This window comes from Proteus sp. STS61-E (assembly GCF_040932335.1).
GTDB lineage: Bacteria > Pseudomonadota > Gammaproteobacteria > Enterobacterales > Enterobacteriaceae > Proteus > Proteus mirabilis_B.
Genome location: NZ_JBFQGE010000004.1, coordinates 178508 through 200282 on the forward strand (window position 1 = coordinate 178508; position 21775 = coordinate 200282).

The window sequence follows — 21775 nt, forward strand, 5'->3', positions numbered from 1 at the left end:
GCTTGACATCTTTATTGGTATTAGGTATCAATAAATACAGATTATTGAGAACTTATCTAAGGATGTTTCATGTTAAACGCAATTTTACTATCAAGCCTACTACTACTCGCAACTTTTATGCGCGGTCGGCTTATGGGTAAAAAGTGAAACACACCTGCCCTTAGAGAGAAAAACCCGCGCTAGTCGCGGGTTTTTTTATACCTGGGAGAGCGCAAACAGCAAATAAAAAGAGAAAGGAACAGATTATGAGCAACGACGTGATTATTTTTGATACCACATTGAGAGATGGCGAACAAGCATTGCAGGCGAGCTTAAGCGTAAAAGAGAAGTTACAAATTGCTTACGCTTTAGAGCGTTTAGGTGTGGATATCATTGAAGCGGGCTTTCCTGTTTCTTCTCCTGGTGATTTTGAATCCGTGCAAACCATTGCACGCGAAATCAAAAATAGCCGTATTTGTGCATTGGCACGCTGCGTTGATAACGATATTGATGTTGCAGCGGAGTCTTTAAAAGTCGCAGAGGCTTTTCGTATCCACGTATTCTTGGCAACCTCAGCACTGCATGCTGAACACAAATTGAAAAAATCATTCGAAGATATTATTGAAATGGGCGTAAATTCGATAAAGCGTGCTCGTCGCTATACCGATGACGTAGAATTTTCTTGCGAAGATGCAGGCCGTACCCATATCGATAATTTATGCCGAATTGTTGAAAGCGCAATTAATGCTGGCGCAACCACCATTAATATTCCAGATACCGTAGGTTATACAACGCCTTACCAATTTGGTGGCATTATCACCAACTTGTTTGAGCGTGTTCCCAATATTGATAAAGCCATTATTTCTGTTCACTGTCATGACGATTTGGGCATGGCAGTTGCTAACTCAATTACCGCAGTACAAGCAGGTGCAAGACAAGTAGAAGGAACAATTAATGGCTTAGGCGAACGTGCGGGCAACTGTGCATTAGAAGAAGTCATTATGGCAATAAAAGTTCGTGAGCAAATGATGAATGTTCAAACACGGATTAATCACAAAGAAATTTATCGTACCAGTCAATTAGTCAGCCAATTATGTAATACACCAATTCATGCTAATAAATCGGTTGTTGGCTCCAATGCATTCGCGCATTCATCGGGTATTCACCAAGATGGCGTTTTGAAAAATCGCGAAACCTACGAAATCATGACACCGGAATCTATCGGATTAAAAGAAGTGCAATTGAATTTAACTTCTCGTTCAGGTCGTGCCGCTGTTAAACACCGTATGGAAGAGATGGGTTATCGCGAAACAGATTATAACTTGGATACTTTATATTCTGCCTTCTTACGTTTAGCCGATAAAAAAGGCCAAGTCTTTGATTACGATTTGGAAGCTTTAGCATTTATAGGACAACAGCAACAAGAGCCTGATGAGTTTGTAATGAACTATTTTAATACTCAATCTGGCTCGTCAACCGTTGCTACCGCAAGCGTCAGTATTACTCATGGCGATAAAGAAATTACTGAAGCAGCAACGGGTAATGGTCCCGTCGATGCGGTTTATCAAGCTATCTCTCGTGCAACAGGTTATCCATTGAAATTAGTCACTTATCAATTAACTGCTAAAGGTGAAGGTAGAGACGCTTTAGGGCAAGTTGATATCGTCGTTGAATATCAAGGACGTAAATTTCATGGGATGGGTTTAGAAACTGACATCGTAGGTTCATCAGCGAATGCAATGATCCACGTTATCAATAGCATTTGGCGCTCAGAGCAAGTCGAAATAGAAAAACGCAAACAACATACAACACAAGAAGCGGTTTAATTATGTCAAAAAATTATCATATTGCAGTATTACCCGGAGATGGTATTGGCCCTGAAGTCATGGCTCAAGCACAAAAAGTGATGAAGGCGGTTAGTAAGCGTTTCTCACTCAATATCACAACAAAAGAATACGATATCGGTGGCATTGCCATTGATAATCATGGCACTCCGTTGCCAGCAGATACCTTAGCGGGTTGTGAACAAGCCGATGCGATTTTATTTGGTTCCGTCGGTGGCCCTAAATGGGAACACTTACCTGCAAATGAACAGCCAGAGCGCGGTGCTTTATTGCCATTACGCAAGCATTTTAAATTGTTCTGTAATTTACGCCCTGCTCGCTTATATGAAGGCTTAGAAGCCTACTGCCCATTACGTGCTGATATCGCCCAACGTGGTTTTGATATTTTATGTGTACGTGAATTAACAGGTGGTATTTACTTCGGTCAGCCTAAAGGTCGTGAAGGTGAAGGCGCACAAGAGCGTGCTTTTGATACTGAAATTTATCATCGTTATGAGATTGAACGTATTGCACGCTTTGCGTTTGAGTCAGCACGTAAACGCCGTCATAAAGTAACCTCAATTGATAAAGCTAACGTATTACAAAGCTCTATTTTATGGCGTGAAGTTGTCACTGGGATCGCAAAAGAATATCCAGATGTTGAAATTCAACATATGTATATCGATAACGCGACAATGCAGTTAATTAAAGATCCATCTCAATTTGATGTGTTGCTGTGCTCCAATATTTTTGGCGATATTTTATCTGATGAATGCGCAATGATCACAGGCTCTATGGGAATGTTGCCATCTGCCAGTGTTAACGAAGAGCGCTTTGGTTTATATGAACCCGCAGGAGGCTCAGCGCCTGATATAGCAGGTAAAAACATCGCTAACCCTATTGCACAAATTCTGTCTGCTGCGCTGTTATTACGCTATAGCTTTAATGAAGATAATGCAGCTCAAGCCATTGAAGATGCTATCACACAAGTATTAGCAAAAGGCTACCGTACCGCAGATTTAGCGGGTGATGGCAACGCAATCACAACCGCCGAAATGGGTGATCATATCGCTCAGTATATTCGTGAAGGGGCATAACATGGGTAAAACATTATATCAAAAAATTTATGATGCACATGTTGTCAGAGAAGTGAGTGATGAAACACCCATTTTGTATATCGATAGGCATTTAGTGCATGAAGTGACATCACCTCAAGCCTTTGATGGATTAAGAACAAAAGGTCGCCCTGTTCGTCAACCGAATAAAACCTTTGCAACGATGGATCACAACGTATCAACACAAACTAAAGATATTAATGCTTGTGGTGATATGGCGAGAATTCAAATGCAAGAGTTGATGAAAAACTGCCAAGAATTTGGCGTTACGCTGTATGACTTAAACCATCCATATCAAGGAATTGTTCACGTGATGGGGCCAGAACAAGGCTTAACCTTACCGGGAATGACCATTGTTTGTGGCGATTCACATACTGCAACTCATGGTGCTTTTGGTTCATTAGCTTTTGGCATCGGAACTTCAGAAGTTGAACATGTTTTAGCAACCCAAACTTTAAAACAGTCTCGCGCTAAAACATTAAAAATTGAAGTTCAGGGTAAAACCGCTATTGGGATCACGGCGAAAGATATCGTATTAGCCATTATCGGCAAATTAGGTAGTGCTGGCGGCACGGGCTATATCGTTGAATTTGCAGGTGAAGCCATTGAAGCATTAAGCATGGAAGGTCGAATGACTTTATGCAATATGGCGATTGAAATGGGAGCTAAAGCCGGATTAGTCGCACCAGATGACACCACTTTTAACTACTTAAAAGGGCGTCAATTTGCACCTAAAGATCAATCTTGGGATGAAGCTGTCGCTTATTGGAGAACCTTAAAGTCTGACAATGATGCAATTTTCGATGCCACAGTCACTATTAATGCCGCTGATATTGCGCCACAAGTTACATGGGGCACAAATCCAGGGCAAGTTATTGCTATTGACCAAATAGTCCCGTTATTAAATAGCTTTAACGATCCTGTTGAACGCGCTTCTGCTGAAAAAGCCTTGGCTTATATGGGATTAAGTGAAGGCGTTAACTTAACCGATGTTGCTATCGATAAAGTCTTTATTGGCTCTTGCACAAACTCACGTATTGAAGATTTACGAGCAGCTGCTGAAATCGCAAAAGGTCATAAAGTTGCATCCCATGTTCAAGCGATTGTTGTTCCGGGATCAGGTCCTGTTAAAGCGCAAGCTGAAGCAGAAGGCTTAGATAAAATCTTTATTGAAGCAGGTTTTGAATGGCGTTTACCGGGTTGTTCAATGTGTTTAGCGATGAATAACGACCGATTAAATCCGGGCGAACGTTGCGCATCCACCAGCAACCGTAACTTTGAAGGTCGCCAAGGTCGTGGAGGTCGAACACACTTAGTCAGTCCTGCAATGGCGGCGGCGGCAGCGATTAATGGTCATTTTGCAGATATTCGTACATTTGCAGTGGCATCTTAAAGGAGAACATGATGAATAAATTTACTCAACACACGGGTATTGCAGTTCCTTTAGATGCAGCAAATGTGGATACCGACGCCATTATTCCTAAGCAATTTTTGCAGAAAGTGACACGTACTGGCTTTGGTAAGCACCTGTTTCACGATTGGCGTTTTTTGGACGATGAAGGCACTCAACCTAACCCAGCGTTTATTTTGAATCAGCCTATTTATCAAGGTGCATCTATTTTATTAGCTCGAGAAAACTTTGGTTGTGGATCATCTCGTGAACACGCGCCTTGGGCATTAACTGATTATGGTTTTCACGCCGTTATCGCCCCCAGTTTTGCTGATATTTTTTACGGGAATTCATTTAACAATCAATTATTACCAATCAAATTAAGTGATGATGAAGTCTCACAATTATTTGATTGGGTAAAAGAACATGCAGGCACCCCCATTACCGTAGATTTAGTGGCACAAGAAGTTAGAGCGAGTGAATTACATTTCTCTTTTGAAATCGACTCATTTCGCCGCCACTGCATGATTGAAGGATTAGACAGTATTGGATTAACACTGCAACACCAAGATGACATTAGTGCTTACGAGGCAAAACAACCTGCCTTTATGCGCTAATTAAAGCAGTTTTCACCTTCTTCTACTTTCTGTGATGTTTACTTTGTCATTCTTGCCGTAAATTCGTTTACGGCTTTTTTTTGTCCCAACAAAAACCTTCCTATAAATAACCAATAAAAAAGCCAGTGATCAATCATCACTGGCCGGTAATCACCGAATGCTCAAATGGGGGGAGTCTGTCAGTATTCGTAATTTGTGATAACTAACATGAGAGCTAACTTTAAACACAATCATTATCGGTCTAATATAAGGAAATTAAAATTGATCACTTTATCAAGGGATTTCCTCTTTTATGATCTCACCCCGCTTAGAGTTACAATTTATTCGCTTATGGCAAGCCTTTCAGGGAAAAGCGACCGAAACAACGTTACAAGAATTAGCACAAACCCTGCATTGCACGCGTCGTCATGTCCGCTCTTTATTAAATAAGATGCAAGAAATAGGTTGGATAAATTGGCAAGCGGAAGTCGGTCGAGGTAAAAAATCCACGCTTATTTTTCACTCTAATGCACTTGAGATCCAACAAAATCGCGCTGAAAGGCTGATAGAAGAGAATGATATTGAAAAGCTTGTCGCACTAATGGGCGATAAAGACTCAGTACGGCAAATGGTGCTCTCTCAAATTGAAAAAAGCTTTCATCCCGGACAACAATTACTGCGTATTATTTACTATCGCCCTTTTAGGAATTTATTACCGGGAACACCATTAAGACGCTCTGAATTACATTTAATGAGTCAGATATTTAACTCGTTAGTGCATCTAAAAGAGGAAAATGGGGAGGTCGAAGCCGAATTAGCTCATCATTGGCAAATGATCACAGATCAACATTGGCGATTTTATTTACGTCCTTCTATCTATTTTCATCATGGCCGTGAACTCACCCTTGAAGATATCAGTACTTCTTTAATGAGAATGAAACACTGCAACCCTCTTTATGCGCATATAGAACAAATTTCCTCGCCTCAGCCTTATGTGCTAGATATTTTCTTAAGCGAAGCGGATAAGCAATTTGCAACGTTATTAGGAAGTCCACAAGCCGTTATTTTACCGCAAGAATGGGCATCACTTCCTTCTTTTGCACAACGTCCCATTGGTACTGGCGCTTATCAGGTTATCGCTAATGATAAACATAAGCTGCAAATCAAAGCCTTTAATCGCTATTTTGGCTTACGGGCATTATTAGATGAAATTGATATCTGGGTAGTTCCAGAACTGAATAACAAAATGGTCTGTTCAACTATTCATTTAACAGATGATGATACCAATAAAGACTCACTAGAAAGCCGTAAAGAGGAAGGATGTTATTTCCTACTTTATGATAGTCGCTCAGAACAGTGCCAGCAGACTGAAATAAGGGAATGGTTAAGCAGTGTGTTAACCCCTGTTAATATGCTGACGCATTGTGATCCTTTCTATCAACGCCATTGGTCTCCTGCTTATGGATTATTACTTCATTGGCATCACAGTAAATTAATCCGCCAACATCCAAAACCTCCTTCATTAACAAAACTGACTGTCACTCTTTATAAAGAGCATCATGAATACAGCACTATTGCAGATTTAATAAAAAGTATTTTATCTCAGTATGATATTGAACTTACCATTCAAGTGCTTGATTATGAGCAGTGGTATTACGGAGAAGCTGATAGTGATATTTGGTTAGCAACAGTGAATTTTTATAAACCTTTAGAGTTCTCAATTTTTGCTGCACTTTATGAATTACCACTCTTTCACCAATGTTTAGGCGCATCATTTTCACAAGAGCTCACACTATGGCACCAAAAATCCTTGCCACTTGAAGAGTGGTGTCGCCAATTAACACAAGATATTTGGCTTTATCCTCTATTTCACCATTTACTAGAGCTACAAGGGCAGAGAACCATACGAGGTGTCAAAATGAATACCTTTGGCTGGTTTGATTTTAAATCAGCGTGGTTTACGCCTGATATCGATACACCAAAGCTAAAATAGGTTATCGTCTCTTTCAGTGTTCAAATTAGTCATTATTTGTGTTAATTCACAGAAACCTTGAAAGTTATAAACACCCACATAAACACTTAGGGGATTTATTCACTTTTTCTGTGGATATCTATGTGAAAAAGAGTGAGATAATCAGGGTATAGTTTTTGTATTGTTAGAAAGCCTGTTGATACAAATTTTAAAATATCACTTATAATTCAAATTAGTAGCCAAATTTTAATGCCTATTTCAACGATTGGATAAAACAATTAAAAGGTCCCCTCGCTTAAATCGTACAAAAAATAACCATAGGGTGTTTTATCCACAGGTTATGCCGATTAGTTAGACAAAATAGGATAATTTTGGCAAATATCTGCAAAAGTCAAGGCTGTAAATCAGAACAGTGATCTCACTTTCTGTGAGTTATCCCATAAAGCTGTGGATAACCTAGTGTAAAAGCCTGTTTATGATTTCAGGATAACCGTGCACAACTTGGAATTATAAATTTCAATTAGCGAATTAACTCAAAAAAATGATGATATATCATGCTATTATGATTTAAATAAAATAAAGCTAAATACGTTATCAACAACCCGTTTTTTCTGTCTATTATTTATACAAGAAGATAATAATTATGTTTACGCCACCAATCGCACCCGAAAATGAACAGGTTTTATTTGAACGAGCAAAAGCGCTTGCGGGTTATACTTTTGGTGAACTTGCCGCTTTTGCACAACTCCCTATCCCAATTGATCTAAAAAGAGATAAAGGTTGGGTAGGCATGTTGTTGGAATACTATTTAGGCGCAAGTGCAGGCAGCAAACCTGAACAAGACTTCAGTGAATTGGGCATTGAGCTCAAAACAATTCCAATTGATAGATTGGGGATGCCTTTAGAAACCACTTTTGTCTGTGTCGCAGCATTGACCGGAAACAGCGGTATTACATGGGAAAATAGCCATGTAAAACGTAAGCTCTCAAAAGTATTATGGGTGCCTGTTGAAGGAGAAAGGGAAATACCATTAGCACAACGTCGCGTCGCCTCTCCGCTACTTTGGAGCCCTAATAGCACGGAAGAAGAACTATTACGTCACGATTGGGAAGAGCTAATGGATATGATTGTGTTAGGTAAAGTAGAAAGCATTACCGCACGTCACGGGCAAGTCTTACAAATCCGTCCCAAAGCCGCAAACAGTAAAGCATTAACAGAAGCTATTGGTGAAGATGGGCAACGTATTATGACCTTACCCAGAGGCTTCTATTTAAAAAAGAATTTTACTGCCCCCCTGCTTGCTCGTTATTTTCAGCTTTAATTTTTTAGAGCTCAAAAATACTTAATTCTACATAGGTAAAACATAAAAAAAGCGATACCTAACAGATATCGCTTTGTCTTTATTTTCTGAAATTAACAGAAATTATTTTTTTGCAGCTTGAAGATACAACATATCAAGAGCAATGGTTGCCCCTGCAAGTGCTGTAATATCCGATTGATCGTAAGCTGGAGAAACTTCAACTAAATCCATACCGACAATGTTTAACGGTTGTAATGCACGTAAGATCTTCAGTGCTTTATCTGTTGTTAAACCACCGACAACCGGTGTGCCTGTTCCTGGTGCAAACGCAGGATCAAGACAGTCGATATCAAAAGTCAGATAAACAGGGAGATCACCAACAATACCTTTGATCTGATCAACGAGATCAGTCACACCGCGATCGTTAACCTGTGCTGCATCCAATACAGTAAAACCATTATCACTGTCATGATCAGTACGAATACCAATTTGAACAGAGTGGTTAGGATCGATTAATCCTTCATTTGGTGCATGGAAGAACATAGTACCGTGGTCAAATTTACTGCCATTACCATAAGTATCGGTGTGCGCATCAAAATGAACTAATGCCATTTTACCGAAGTGTTTTGCATGGGCACGTAATAAAGGCAGCGTGACAAAATGGTCACCACCAAACGTTAAGCATTTTTTACCTGCGGCTAATAACTTCTCTGTATGAGCTTGTAATTTATCGCTCATATCTTGTGCATCACCGAAGTTAAACACTAAGTCACCACAATCGACAACGCTTAAACGTTCACGCATATCGAAATCCCACGGCCAGCGATTACCTTCCCACGCTAAATTCGTTGAAATTTGACGAATAGCACCTGGTCCATGACGAGTTCCTGCACGACCTGATGTTGCCATATCAAAAGGCACACCTGTAATAACCCAATCTGCATCACTGCTATAAGGCTGAAAATTCAGTGGAAAACGTAAAAAACCAAATGCATTAGAGATCAATGAATTATCAGTCTCATTACCTAACGTACTATTTTTCATGCTATTACCTCTGTTACTTATTTAAAACAAGCAACATACAAATCAATATGATAGATAAAGAGTGATGTTTAATAACATCACTCCTGCATTGGAAAGTGAAGAATTATTCTTCTTCTTCCAGATACGTATAACCGTATAAACCACTTTCAAATTCAGTCAGGAATTGCTCTTGTAACGCTTCATCTAACTGTGCATTTTTTACTTGGGTGCGGAAACGATCTAACAGCACGGTAGGATTTAACTTAACGTACTGAAGCATGTCAGCAACCGTGTCGCCCTCTTCACTTTGCACGTAAGTCAGATTACCTTTCTCATCAAGGTAAACGTCAACCGCTGCCGTATCACCAAATAAGTTATGCATATTGCCTAAAATTTCCTGATAAGCCCCTACCATAAAGAAGCCGATCATTGGTGGATATTCAGGATCATAAGCTGGCATTGGCATCGTTGTTTCAACACCATCACCATCAACATAATGGTCAATAATACCATCTGAGTCACAAGTGATATCGAGTAACACTGCGCGACGATCAAGCGGTTTATCTAGCCCTTCAATCGGTAATACAGGAAATAACTGGTCGATACCCCATGCATCAGGTAAAGATTGGAACAATGAGAAGTTAACATAGAACTTATCTGACATACGTTCTTGTAACTCATCAATAATAGGACGATGGGCACGATTGCTTGGATCTAAATCGTACTGAATACGACGACAGATATTCAAATACAGCTCTTCTGCCCATGCACGCTCTGTCAGACTTAACATACCGTGAACATATTGGGTATGCACATCATGTAAGTCTAATTGGCTATCGTGTAACCATTCACGTAATGAACGGCTATGCCCTTTAGTTTGCATCTCTTCCCATGTTTCCCAAAGGCTTGCAATCGGTCTTGCTGCATCATCTTCAGGTGGTGTAATTGCCGTAAATTCATTACGTTCAACACCAATTACATTAGAAATTAATACTGTATGGTGTGCTGTTAATGCGCGACCTGATTCAGTAATAACGGTTGGATGTGGTAAATCATTTTCATCACACGCGTCACCAATCGCCCAAATAACGTTATTCGCATATTCATTAAGGCCATAGTTAACAGAGCAATCAGATTGTGAGCGTGTACCTTCATAGTCCACACCTAAACCGCCACCCACATCGAAATACTGAATATTCACGCCCAGTTTGTGAAGTTCAACATAGAAGCGTGCAGATTCACGAACACCGGTTGCGATATCACGGATATTCGCCATTTGTGATCCCAAATGGAAATGCAGTAATTGCAGGCTATCTAAGCGGTCAGCTTGGCGTAACATATCAATTAATTGCAGAACTTGTGTCGCGGCTAAACCAAATTTTGATTTTTCACCGCCACTTGCCTGCCATTTACCTGATCCTTGAGAAGCAAGACGAGCGCGAACGCCTAAACGTGGAATAACTTCTAAACGTTCAGCTTCTTCAAGAACCATTTTAATCTCAGACATTTTCTCAATGACTAAGAAAACTTTATGCCCAAGTTTTTCACCAGTGAGTGCTAAACGAATATACTCACGGTCTTTATAACCATTACAAACAATCACAGAACTTGTCATATTGGCATGAGCAAGTACTGCCATTAATTCTGCTTTAGAGCCAGCCTCTAAACCTAAAGGCTCTCCTGCATTGACTAATGACTCAATAACACGACGTTGTTGGTTAACTTTAATTGGGTAAACTAAAAAATAGTCACCTTTATAACCATAAGATTCACGCGCGCGATGAAACGCAGCATTAATCGAGCGTAAACGATGTTGTAGTATTTGAGGAAAGCAAAAAAGCGCAGGTAAACGCAGGTTCGATTGCTCTTCTTGAACTCGTTTAACCAATTCGGTTAAATCAAAAGTTGCATTAGGAACATCAGGATTAGGACAAACGCTAATATTTCCCCGATTATTCGCTAAATAGTAACCGCCACCCCAATATGCAATGTTATAGGTCTGCTGCATCTTACGAGCGATGTTATCATTCATGACATTCTCCTTAGGGAGTATGAGTTTATACCTTGCCTGTCACCATAGTAGTCAATTATCCGACAAAAATCTGAAACGACTGATAAATAACAGTTGGAAGTAATGGCTCACTATATATTTTTATATGATTATCCAGCTATACGCAGGACATAATAGTAGAAAGTTCTTGAGTTAACCTATAACGAGTTAACACAATCACCTATTGGCAAGTAACAGACAACTTCGCTCTAAAGAGAAAGAGCTCAAAGAGGAAATTACTCTAGATATACTACGTGTATAGTATTGGCGAGTACTGTTTTGGTTTTTGAAAAGACTAACCTGTAGACAATGGATCATTACCCATTCACCCCACACATGGCTTAAACTTATAAGCCATTTCCCTAACAGAGAAACAGGATCAGAAATCCTGCGGTTTACACTGTGTTCAGATTTCACAGTAACCGCGAGGTTATACCTTTAGTTAGTTAAAAATGCAAAGCAAAAAGTACAAAAAACTTTTTTTTCTTTAATCCCTCTTTTCTTGATACAAAAATAGCAAGCAGCGAAAATAAGATTAACTGTTTGATTCTGCTTTATCGCTATATTTGATTAAAAAAAGCTGGAATTAAAGAGAGAAGAGTCATAAAATAGACGTCTAGATGTTAAAACATCCATCCTTAAACCGTTTGTATTAAGGTAACGAGATATAATGACTACACACCTTTTTACTTCTGAATCAGTCTCAGAAGGTCATCCAGATAAAATTGCAGATCAGATTTCTGATGCTGTTCTGGATGCAATTTTAGAACAAGATCCAAAAGCACGCGTTGCCTGCGAAACTTACGTTAAAACAGGCATGGTTATGGTAGGCGGAGAAATTACCACCAAAGCTTGGGTCGATATCGAAGAAATTACACGTAACACTGTTCGTGAAATCGGCTATACCAGTTCTGACATGGGCTTTGATGCTAATTCCTGCGCAGTTATCAGTGCGATTGGTAAACAATCACCTGATATCAACCAAGGCGTTGATCGTGCAAATCCATTAGAGCAAGGCGCTGGCGACCAAGGTTTAATGTTTGGTTATGCAACCAACGAAACTGACGTATTAATGCCTGCTCCAATTACTTATGCTCATCGTTTAGTTCAACGTCAAGCACAAGTCCGCAAAAGCGGCGCTTTACCTTGGTTACGCCCTGATGCGAAAAGCCAAATTACCTTCCAATACGACAACAATAAGGTTGTTGGTATTGATGCAGTTGTATTATCAACTCAGCATTCTGAAGATATTGCACAAAAAGATCTGCATGAAGCAGTGATGGAAGAGATCATTAAACCTGTTCTGCCAGCAGAATGGTTAAATGAACAAACTAAATATTTCATCAATCCAACAGGCCGTTTTGTTATCGGTGGACCAATGGGCGACTGTGGTTTAACCGGTCGTAAAATCATTGTCGATACTTACGGCGGTATGGCTCGTCACGGTGGCGGTGCTTTCTCTGGTAAAGATCCATCGAAAGTTGACCGTTCAGCCGCTTATGCTGCTCGTTACGTTGCTAAAAATATCGTAGCAGCAGGTTTAGCAGATCGTTGTGAAATTCAAGTTTCTTACGCAATCGGTGTGGCTGAGCCAACATCAATTATGGTAGAAACATTTGGTACTGAAAAAGTCCCAACAGCACAACTGATTCTGTTAGTGCGTGAATTCTTTGACTTACGTCCTTATGGATTAATTCAAATGCTAGATTTACTGCACCCTATCTACCAAAAAACGGCTGCTTACGGTCACTTTGGTCGCTCAGAATTCCCTTGGGAAGCAACAGATAAAGCTGAAATCTTACGTGAAGCAGCAGGCTTAAAATAAGTCTCTTGCCAAGAACATCACGTTATTGATTTTGATAAGACCACATCTTAATAGATGTGGTTTTTTTATGGCTTCTATTTATAAAACTCATATTATAAAACTCATAAAAAAACCCCGCAATCATACGGGGATCTCAATAGGAGAAAACGAGAACATAGATTTATGATGAAACTGTTTCCTATAAAAGGTTAGTTAGGGTAGTTAATCCACTCACCTCCATTTAACTTGATATAAGACTGTCCCTGATAATCAACCACAACTGTAGCTTGGTTTTCCGCAACATTGGCAGTTTGAGGAAGCTCACTGGCTAAGGCGTTCCAATCAATAACAGATTGGTTAAAGACATCACCATTCACATTACGAGAAATAAACTCAGAGATAGCCAAATAGCTGCTGGGTTCATCGACAATTACAGGAGGATAAAATTGTGCTCTATCTTTTATTCCGGTGAAACGAATACCAACAGGAACGGTAGTAATACTTTGACTTGGAATATCTCTTAGCCCTGACATTTGTGTCTTATCACCTTGTAGCGCAGCACCATGCTCAGGCACAATCACCACCATCACTTTTCTTCCTTTTTTATCTAGCTCATTCATAAAGCTATCTAAGTTATCAAGCAATGTAGAGGCGCGTTTACCATAATCAGCGGTGCTATTTTCGCCTACATAACGGTTACCATCATGTAATGACACCAAATTCACAAAGGTGACAGAGCGGCTCTCATTAGACTGTTCACGCGCTTGCAACCAACGTTGTAATGTTTCCTTATCGTTGTAAATTTTGGTGCCATCAAATGCGGTAATTTGATGAGAAAGATTTTCTTGATCTTGTAAGGCGATATTAAGATTACCGAGTTGCTGAACTTCTTTGAGGTAATTACCGAACTTCCCGTTATGGTCGAGTACCAATTTCTTAGCAAATCCTAACGATGATAAATTATCCATCAGCAAACATTGTGTATCCGCAGGATCGTATAAATCAGAGTGGAGAGTCTGACCACAACTCGCACGTAATAATCGTAATGATGCAGGACCGCTGTAAGAAGATACGGTATTAAAATGACTAAATAACACATCAAAGTTACCCCAAATAGGGTGTTCTTGTAGCCCAACCGCCGCCGCATCAGCAGTAGAAAGCGAACAGATATTAATAATCAAAATATCAAAAGGCTGAGCATTGGCTGATAACTGCGCAGGAAATGGTGTAGTGCGTTTTTTCTCATAACCATAAAACTGTGTTAGCCAATCATCTAATACCTTATTATTAACCTTCAGTTTTTGTGGTGGATAAACGGTATTAATAGATGCAGTCTCTACTTCCTTCGTTGGTACAACTTCAGGGGAAATTTGTGGTTCAACTGATGCTGGTAATACTTCAGGCGCTTTGACTACCGCAGTGCTTTTTTCTGCACTAATGTTACTTTCTTGCGTAAAAGAATTAGCGGAAACTGCAGGCACCACACCTTGAGAAAAATGAGTAAACCCACCAAGATTTAGCCACAGTACACCAGCAATAATGAAAACGGATACCCTCATCCACTGTTCAATAAAAAGATAGCCAACTAACAAAATAAAGGCGACACCTATCATTTTGATATTAATAAAGTTAACAGTTAACTCAACAAGATAATCAAAGGAAAACTGTTTAAGCTGTCCACCTTGAGCAAGAACCGTTGAAAAGCTGGGTAACCATGTATCGTGGTAAAATAATATTATCCCTATTGGAATAGCGATCCAATTACGCATTTTATGCCAAATATTTTTTGGCAATGGGAACAATAAAAAGGCGAGAAATAGTAAATTGCTAAAAGCATCAAAATTTAAATAACCATACCAAAGTAAAACAAACTTTAGTAAAAAATAGAAATTCCATGCTCCCAACCCATGCCAGTAATGTAAAAAATCGAACTGGGTTGTATTAGATTTGTTCATTTTGATTTCCTACTCTTTAGTATAAATAAATCCAATTCGACAGTTATATGATTACTCATATCTGTCTTTTTATTACTTCTGATATTTAATTAACTACTAAACGATCATATAAGAGAATATTTATTTAAAACCAAGTAAAAACCCTTAAATAAAAAATAACGAAAAAGAAAACCTCGTCAGAAAACACTGACCTCTTATATAAAATAAAAATAATTACGATATCCAACTTATTTAATTTGGATTCGAAAACAAAATACTCAACGTTCTATTTATATAATAGCGTCTATTTTTAAAAATGATGATTTATTTACATTAAATAATGAAACACAGAGTTATCTTATTTTTATATTTCGAAACAAACACAAAACAAAATACACATTAACAACAACAAATAACAATTAATAAACATAAGTAGCAATAAATAAACAAACGCCTCAACATAAAAACAAAAACAATCATTAAAAGACTATAATATAATGATTTTTATATGAAAAATGATACAGATCAACATACAAATATGATCATCAGATTCGAACAATTTAATATATTGTTATAAACAGCTAATTTACATTTCTTTTTATTGCTTTATTTTGTAGCTAAACTCTTTCCGTTATTATTTAACAGACGAAATTAAAAAAAACAGAAAATATAAATGTAAAAAGAAAATCAATAGCCATTATTTATAAAAATAAGATAATAAATATCTATTTTATGTGTTTTTACGTAATTGAAATAATGTATTTTAAAGCATATTCTAAAATAGGCAGTTTAAATAAACAGAAAGCATTATTAATTAACCCCTATTTTTATCGAGATTTTAATTTCGATAGAGATTTATTTTTCTTTTATCCAGAGGATATTAAAATGAAAAATGAAACTTTTATTAACTCAAATATAAAAATAGAAAAAAATAATCTAAATAAGGACATTGATAAACTAAAAAAATTATTTTCATTAAATAACTATCACTATCAGGATATCAATAAAGAAGAAGTAAATAGTGAGCTTATTTATCGCTGGCCATTACTTAATGCATTTCATTACATGACTAAATGAGGCTAACTATGCCACTTATTGTATTAAAAGGGCTTCGAGGTGGAGTGGGTACAACATCCACGGCAATTGCCCTTGCTCGACAATTTAATCAACAAAATAAAGAAGTGCTTATTATTGATAATTGCACTGAAAATATTTTGTCTTTTTATTTTCCAGCACAGCAAAAAAATACCACATTAAGTCAGGCATTATTAGCAGAGACATCAATAGAGGAGAGTATTTTTTACTATCGACCACACTACCAAGTGTTACCTTTTGGTTTGGTTAATACGAAAGATAATTTGCTCTTACAATTATCATTTTCAGCAAAACAACATCTTACCCATTTTTTAACGACATTTATTCAGCTACACCCTGATGCCATTATTTTAATGGATTTACAGCACACAGAAGATGCTCTTTTCACATCTTGGATAGAAAAAGCGGATATTTTTTTCACCGTGGCAATGGCAGAAAGCAACTGTCATATTCGCCTTAACCAACACGAATTTATCGAAAATGAATACGTACTGATTAACCAATTTCGTGCCACCAGCCAAATTCACCAAGATTTTTATCAATTTTGGCAAACGACGCCATTTCCATTATGCCCTGTCGTTCTTCATCGAGATGAAGCCTCATTAGAGGCGTGTGCCTCACGTTTACCTTTATATGATTACCGAGCTAATTGCATGTTAGTAGAAGAAATATCGCAACTCGCTCAATGGTGTTTTTCGTTATTTGAGAGGAAAGAGGGACAGCCATAATGCCATCATCTTACGATGCCACAAATAAAATCGAAAAGAATGTGACACAACATATTCTTATTCGTTACTACAAGTTTTATCGCCATAACGGTGCATCTCGCAGTGCGGCTATTATTAGCGAGCTATTTATGGGCATTATGTGGCTTTTTTTACGGATGGAATCCCCTTTTTGGCGGAGAATTGCCAGAAAACAACAAGAGCTATATCCTCATATCGATCCCCGTTGCCCTAAAGTTTTCGATCCTATACGCTATTTGTTGCAAAGCATTTGGCTAACTTGCCATTATGCAGCGCATTTGCTGATTAAAAAACCCACACAACTGATTTCCTATATTCGAAAAACATACAAAAAACTCTTTGTTCATGTCACTCCTATCGCGATTGACATCATTGAACATAAGAAAAAAACTACGCCATTTTGGCAGTATGTCCTCTATTCCGTCATCGCTATTTTTGCCATTTTCTTTATTTTACTCAGTATTACTCAGCCATTTGATCTCACGTTCCAGTTTGTTTTTGTGATTGTTCTTTGGTTAGTTGCCTTAGCTATCCGCGATATTCCGGGGCGTTTCTCTTCAATCGCAATGGTTATGTTGGCACTGACAATTGCATGTCGATATATTTGGTGGCGTTATCAATCAACCCTTTATTGGGTTGATAATTTCAGCCTATTTTGTGGTTTACTGCTTTTACTGGCTGAAACTTATGCGTGGAGTGTGTTATTCCTCAGTTTTATGCAATGCATTTGGCCACTGCATCGAAAACCCGTTTCTATGCCTGAAGACATTACACAATGGCAAAGCGTTGATATTTTTATTCCTACCTATAACGAAGATTTACAAGTTGTTAAACCCACAATCTATGCCAGCTTAAATTTAGATTGGCCTAAAGATAAACTCACTATTTATCTGCTTGATGATGGCTCCCGTCCTGAATTTAAAGCATTTGCTCAAGAAGTGGGTATTCGTTATATCGCACGAGAAAAACACGATTTTGCTAAGGCGGGTAATATCAATCATGCCTTAACACTCGCTTCTGGTGAGTTTGTCGCTATCTTTGACTGCGACCATATTCCAACTCGTTCATTTCTACAATTTACGATGGGATGGTTTTTAAAAGATGAAAAAATGGCTTTGGTACAAACACCTCACCATTTTTTCTCACCCGACCCTTTTGAACGCAATTTAGATAATTTCCGTGAAACGCCGAATGAAGGCACACTCTTTTATGGATTAGTTCAGGATGGAAATGACACTTGGAATGCAGCGTTTTTCTGTGGCTCGTGTGCCGTTTTACGTCGTACTGCATTAGATGAAATTGGTGGTATTGCTGTTGAAACAGTTACAGAAGATGCGCATACCTCATTACGTTTACACCGTCATGGCTGGAGATCAGCTTATATTCGCATTCCACAAGCCGCAGGTTTAGCGACTGAATCATTATCCGCGCACATAGGTCAACGCATTCGGTGGGCAAGAGGAATGGTTCAAATATTCCGACTTGATAATCCACTCTTTGGTAAAGGTTTGAGCCTGCCACAACGTCTTTGTTACTTAAATGCCATGTTACACTTTTTTTCTGGCATTCCACGGATGGTTTTCTTACTTGCACCACTGACGTTTCTTTTTTTCCACGCCTATATCATTTATGCACCTGCGGTTGCCATCGCCCTCTATGTTGTGCCGTATTTGATCCATATTTCACTCGCAAGTGCGAAGTTACAAGGGGCTTATCGCCACTCATTTTGGGGTGAAGTTTATGAAACAATTTTGGCGTGGTACACCACTCGCCCAGTGTTGAGTACTCTTTTCTCTCCGCATAAAGGGACTTTCAACGTTACTGGCAAAGGTGGCGTGATGGAAGAAGGCTTTGTCGATTGGCGAATTAACCGCCCTTACTTACTCTTTCTCAACCTAAATTTATTGGGTATTTTGTTTGCCTTTTGGCGCATTGCAACAGGCGATCCTGATGAAGCTTGGGCTGTTGTTATGTGTTTATTGTGGGTTTGCTATAACCTTATCTTACTGGGTGTTGCTATTGCAGTTTCTGTCGAAACAAAGCAACAACGCCGTTTCCCTCGCGTTCGCGTTAAAGTTCCTGCCATGTTGCTGTTAAATAATGGCTCTCTCTATCGCTGTTATCTCTATGATTTTTCTGATAATAGCTGTGCCATTCAATTACCTGATAATGTCATACTTTCACTCTCTCCAAATGAAAGTATCACTTTATTACTCAGTGAAAATCAGCGTGAACACGCCTTTAAAGCCAATATTTCACGTGTTGATGGGCAAATTATTGGGTTACAACTTCTTGAAATGACAACGCAAAAAGCTATCGAATTTACTGCGTGTACTTTTGAGCGAGCCGATACTTGGGCTGATTGGCAAAATGAACTTCCAACCGACAGACCTTTAAGTAGTCTCAAGAACATTATTTTTATCAGCATGCAAGGTTATAACACTTTGTTAAAACGTGCTCCTTACTTTATTTACGCCACTTTTCGCTTACTCGGTCTCTTTTTGCTGTGGCTTTCATCGTTACTCCCTCAACGCGTTAATGTTTCACAAATATTTCATCAGTCTTGAAGGAAAAACTCAGTTTTCTGGGAATTTATTAATAAACAATAAGATCATGGGTAACAATAATGAAAAAACGTTTTCTCATATTTGCCTTATTTATGCTCACTTCTTCAGTTCATGGAGATGAAACGCAAGAAGCGCAAACCAATATTTCAGCGCCACCTGTTACAATAACTGAAGCGGCTCCTGAAGTTGTTTCTCAAGCAGTGCCTGTAAATGCACAACTGCCTTCTGCTGATATCACACCTTCAGCTCGCCAGAAAATATTAAGATTTTCAGAGACAGCACCTAGTTATGGCGCTATTCATTTAACCGGTGTTAGCCCTGACGGCTATTTAGAATTTGGTGTACGTAGTGATGAATATATTTCAAAAGCGACTCTCGATTTAGAATTTACACCGTCTCCATCACTCCTTCCTGTGGAATCTCATCTTAATGTCTATTTAAATGATGAATTAATGGGAGTTATTACCTTAAAACAGGAAGATTTAGGTAAGAAAAACCAAATTACAATACCAATTGATCCTTTATTTATTCAAGATTTTAACCATATAAAACTCTCTTTTATTGGCCATTATCGTGAAATTTGTGAAAACCAAGCAAATACCACACTCTGGCTTGATGTGAGTAAAAGCAGTCAGTTGAATTTAACCTTTCAATCACTCCGTTTAGGTAATGAATTAGCGCACTTCCCAGAGCCATTTTTTGACAGTCGTGATTTTGGCGAATTAACACTGCCGATGGTTTTCGGTCAGTCACCTAATTTAGTCCAACAAAAGGCAGCTGCCATACTCTCTTCTTGGTTTGGTACTCAAGTTGATTGGCGTAAGCAAAATTATCCTGTTTATTATGATGCGTTGCCAAATCAACACAGTATTGTTTTTGCAACTAATAAACAAAAACCGGCATTTTTAAAACAACATCCTGATGTTAAAGCACCCACTATCGAAATGCTGACACATCCAACTAATCCTTATATTAAATTACTTCTTATTATGGGACGTGATGATAATGATTTGATCACTGCCGTAAACGGAATAGCCCGTGGACAAGTTATTTTTAGAGGAAATGTCGTTACAATTAATGAAGTAGAAAAATTGATCCCTCGAGAGCCTTATGATGCGCCAAAATGGGTACAGCTGAATAAACCTATCTATTTTAATACGTTACAAGACTATGAAGGCCAGTTGCAATCTCGCGGATTAAAACCGAATCCTATTACGTTGAATATGACGTTACCGCCTGATCTCTTTATGTTTAATAATACGGGATTACAAATGCAATTGCGTTATCGCTATACCGCACCTGCATTTCAAGATGACTCTCGTATGTCTATCTCAGTAAACGACCATTTCATTAAAGCTTATCCTCTTGAGAAAGATAAAAAAGATAATCTTGTTATCGCTTATTTACCGCTTATTCAAGGCTGGATTGAGCATAAGAATTTATTGAATATTCCCGCTGTAAAACTGGGTGAACGTAACCAAATTACATTTGCCTTTGATTACACCAACCCAATTCCGGGTGGTTCACTAGATCAATGCATTACTTATCAACCAGTTCCAAATGCAGTGGCAATTGATGATTTATCTAGTTTTAATTTCACTGGTGATTATCGACACTATATTGCACTGCCTGACTTACGGGTTTACAGCCATGCTGGTTTCCCATTTAGCCGTTATGCGGATCTGTCTGAAACCCTGATTTTTGTTAATAAACAACCGTCTCCAACGCAGTTATCTACCCTATTAATTTCAACGGGGAATATCGGTGCTCAAACAGGTTATCCTGCACTGAATGTTTCATTAACTGATTCATTAGAAGAAGTACAAAAAAGAGATGCGGATCTGCTGCTTATCGGCACCATTCCACCTGCATTAAATAATGATAAACAGATGAATGTACTGATTGATAAAGCACGTAGTGAAATCACTCTGCCTTCTCGTGAGATCAGTATCTTTAGCCACACAAGTTATCAACCGACTGATAAACGCCCTGATAGCCGTATCTCCCTGACGTCTAAAGGATCAATGGGGGCAATTATTGGTTTCCAATCTCCATTCTTTTCACAACGTAGCGTTATCGCACTATTAGCCGATAGTACACAAGGTTACAAACTGTTAAATGAGGCAATCAGTGATAGCGGTAAACGTGATGCTATGCATGGTTCAGTGGTATTAGTCAGAGAATCTGGCGTAAATAGCTTACGTGTAGGTGACACTTATTTCGTCGGTTATTTACCTTGGTGGGAAGAAGTTTGGTATGTGTTTGCATCTCACCCTATATGGCTTGGTTTAGCGGCAATTATCGGCATTATTCTTGTCTCTCTTCTTATTTGGCGAGCAATGAAAATAAGAAGCCAACGTCGTTTAGCGGCTAAGGATTAA

14 protein-coding genes are annotated in these 21775 nt (G+C 38.6%); 11 read left to right on the forward strand and 3 right to left on the reverse strand.

The window, feature by feature from the left end:
* Window positions 1–245 precede the first annotated feature (245 nt).
* The 6 genes from leuA to mutH all read left to right on the forward strand — a co-directional run bounded on the left by leuA (window position 246) and on the right by mutH (window position 8196).
* The gene (gene leuA / locus AB4J89_RS11230; RefSeq protein WP_088494913.1) at window positions 246–1805 is read left to right on the forward strand and encodes a 2-isopropylmalate synthase; all 1560 of its coding nucleotides are present in this window, start codon (window positions 246–248) and stop codon (window positions 1803–1805) included.
* Window positions 1806–1807: 2 nt separating this feature from the next.
* Window positions 1808–2899: a 3-isopropylmalate dehydrogenase gene (leuB, locus tag AB4J89_RS11235; RefSeq protein ID WP_088494912.1), complete on the forward strand. Its 1092-nt coding sequence runs from the start codon at window positions 1808–1810 to the stop codon at window positions 2897–2899.
* A 1-nt stretch (window position 2900) separates the two neighbouring features.
* The gene (leuC, locus tag AB4J89_RS11240) at window positions 2901–4310 is read left to right on the forward strand and encodes a 3-isopropylmalate dehydratase large subunit (RefSeq protein WP_088494911.1); all 1410 of its coding nucleotides are present in this window, start codon (window positions 2901–2903) and stop codon (window positions 4308–4310) included.
* Between the two features lie 8 nt (window positions 4311–4318).
* Entirely contained in the window at window positions 4319–4924 is a 606-nt protein-coding gene (gene leuD / locus AB4J89_RS11245; protein WP_368469244.1) for a 3-isopropylmalate dehydratase small subunit, read from the forward strand.
* 292 nt (window positions 4925–5216) lie between these two features.
* Window positions 5217–6896 (forward strand): HTH-type transcriptional regulator SgrR, encoded by a 1680-nt coding sequence (sgrR, locus tag AB4J89_RS11250; RefSeq protein WP_368469246.1) that lies wholly within the window; start codon window positions 5217–5219, stop codon window positions 6894–6896.
* A gap of 622 nt (window positions 6897–7518) precedes the next feature.
* Window positions 7519–8196 (forward strand): DNA mismatch repair endonuclease MutH, encoded by a 678-nt coding sequence (mutH, locus tag AB4J89_RS11255; RefSeq protein WP_088494908.1) that lies wholly within the window; start codon window positions 7519–7521, stop codon window positions 8194–8196.
* A gap of 102 nt (window positions 8197–8298) precedes the next feature.
* Here the strand turns inward: mutH and speB are convergent, their stop codons facing one another.
* Both speB and speA read right to left on the reverse strand, forming a co-directional pair.
* Window positions 8299–9219 (reverse strand): agmatinase, encoded by a 921-nt coding sequence (gene speB, locus AB4J89_RS11260; RefSeq protein WP_036912424.1) that lies wholly within the window; start codon window positions 9217–9219, stop codon window positions 8299–8301.
* A 103-nt stretch (window positions 9220–9322) separates the two neighbouring features.
* Window positions 9323–11230, reverse strand: coding sequence for a biosynthetic arginine decarboxylase (gene speA, locus AB4J89_RS11265; RefSeq protein ID WP_088494907.1), 1908 nt, complete (start codon window positions 11228–11230; stop codon window positions 9323–9325).
* A 688-nt stretch (window positions 11231–11918) separates the two neighbouring features.
* On the opposite strand from speA, the gene metK reads away from it, so the two are divergent.
* Window positions 11919–13073, forward strand: coding sequence for a methionine adenosyltransferase (gene metK, locus AB4J89_RS11270; protein WP_088494906.1), 1155 nt, complete (start codon window positions 11919–11921; stop codon window positions 13071–13073).
* A 188-nt stretch (window positions 13074–13261) separates the two neighbouring features.
* On the opposite strand, the gene bcsG is transcribed toward metK, so the two are convergent.
* The gene (gene bcsG / locus AB4J89_RS11275) at window positions 13262–15007 is read right to left on the reverse strand and encodes a cellulose biosynthesis protein BcsG (RefSeq protein ID WP_088494905.1); all 1746 of its coding nucleotides are present in this window, start codon (window positions 15005–15007) and stop codon (window positions 13262–13264) included.
* 864 nt (window positions 15008–15871) lie between these two features.
* Here bcsG and bcsR point away from each other — a divergent pair.
* Genes bcsR through bcsB form a run of 4 tightly spaced genes read left to right on the forward strand, consistent with a single transcriptional unit; the run spans window position 15872 to window position 21775 of the window.
* The gene (bcsR, locus tag AB4J89_RS11280) at window positions 15872–16063 is read left to right on the forward strand and encodes a cellulose biosynthesis protein BcsR (protein WP_194952672.1); all 192 of its coding nucleotides are present in this window, start codon (window positions 15872–15874) and stop codon (window positions 16061–16063) included.
* 8 nt (window positions 16064–16071) lie between these two features.
* Window positions 16072–16809 (forward strand): cellulose synthase operon protein YhjQ/BcsQ, encoded by a 738-nt coding sequence (locus AB4J89_RS11285; protein WP_349473967.1) that lies wholly within the window; start codon window positions 16072–16074, stop codon window positions 16807–16809.
* Window positions 16809–19394, forward strand: coding sequence for a UDP-forming cellulose synthase catalytic subunit (bcsA, locus tag AB4J89_RS11290; RefSeq protein WP_088494903.1), 2586 nt, complete (start codon window positions 16809–16811; stop codon window positions 19392–19394). The genes AB4J89_RS11285 and bcsA overlap by 1 nt, the downstream gene beginning before the upstream one ends.
* A 59-nt stretch (window positions 19395–19453) precedes the next feature.
* Entirely contained in the window at window positions 19454–21775 is a 2322-nt protein-coding gene (bcsB, locus tag AB4J89_RS11295) for a cellulose biosynthesis cyclic di-GMP-binding regulatory protein BcsB (protein ID WP_088494902.1), read from the forward strand.

Bases quoted from the DNA above. Each gene is read 5' to 3' on its own strand.
- leuA (WP_088494913.1), top strand. From the start codon at position 246: ATGAGCAACGACGTGATTATTTTTGATACCACATTGAGAGATGGCGAA.
- leuB (WP_088494912.1), top strand. From the start codon at position 1,808: ATGTCAAAAAATTATCATATTGCAGTATTACCCGGAGATGGTATTGGC.
- leuC (WP_088494911.1), top strand. From the start codon at position 2,901: ATGGGTAAAACATTATATCAAAAAATTTATGATGCACATGTTGTCAGA.
- leuD (WP_368469244.1), top strand. From the start codon at position 4,319: ATGATGAATAAATTTACTCAACACACGGGTATTGCAGTTCCTTTAGAT.
- sgrR (WP_368469246.1), top strand. From the start codon at position 5,217: ATGATCTCACCCCGCTTAGAGTTACAATTTATTCGCTTATGGCAAGCC.
- mutH (WP_088494908.1), top strand. From the start codon at position 7,519: ATGTTTACGCCACCAATCGCACCCGAAAATGAACAGGTTTTATTTGAA.
- speB (WP_036912424.1), bottom strand. From the start codon at position 9,219: ATGAAAAATAGTACGTTAGGTAATGAGACTGATAATTCATTGATCTCT.
- speA (WP_088494907.1), bottom strand. From the start codon at position 11,230: ATGAATGATAACATCGCTCGTAAGATGCAGCAGACCTATAACATTGCA.
- metK (WP_088494906.1), top strand. From the start codon at position 11,919: ATGACTACACACCTTTTTACTTCTGAATCAGTCTCAGAAGGTCATCCA.
- bcsG (WP_088494905.1), bottom strand. From the start codon at position 15,007: ATGAACAAATCTAATACAACCCAGTTCGATTTTTTACATTACTGGCAT.
- bcsR (WP_194952672.1), top strand. From the start codon at position 15,872: ATGAAAAATGAAACTTTTATTAACTCAAATATAAAAATAGAAAAAAAT.
- AB4J89_RS11285 (WP_349473967.1), top strand. From the start codon at position 16,072: ATGCCACTTATTGTATTAAAAGGGCTTCGAGGTGGAGTGGGTACAACA.
- bcsA (WP_088494903.1), top strand. From the start codon at position 16,809: ATGCCATCATCTTACGATGCCACAAATAAAATCGAAAAGAATGTGACA.
- bcsB (WP_088494902.1), top strand. From the start codon at position 19,454: ATGAAAAAACGTTTTCTCATATTTGCCTTATTTATGCTCACTTCTTCA.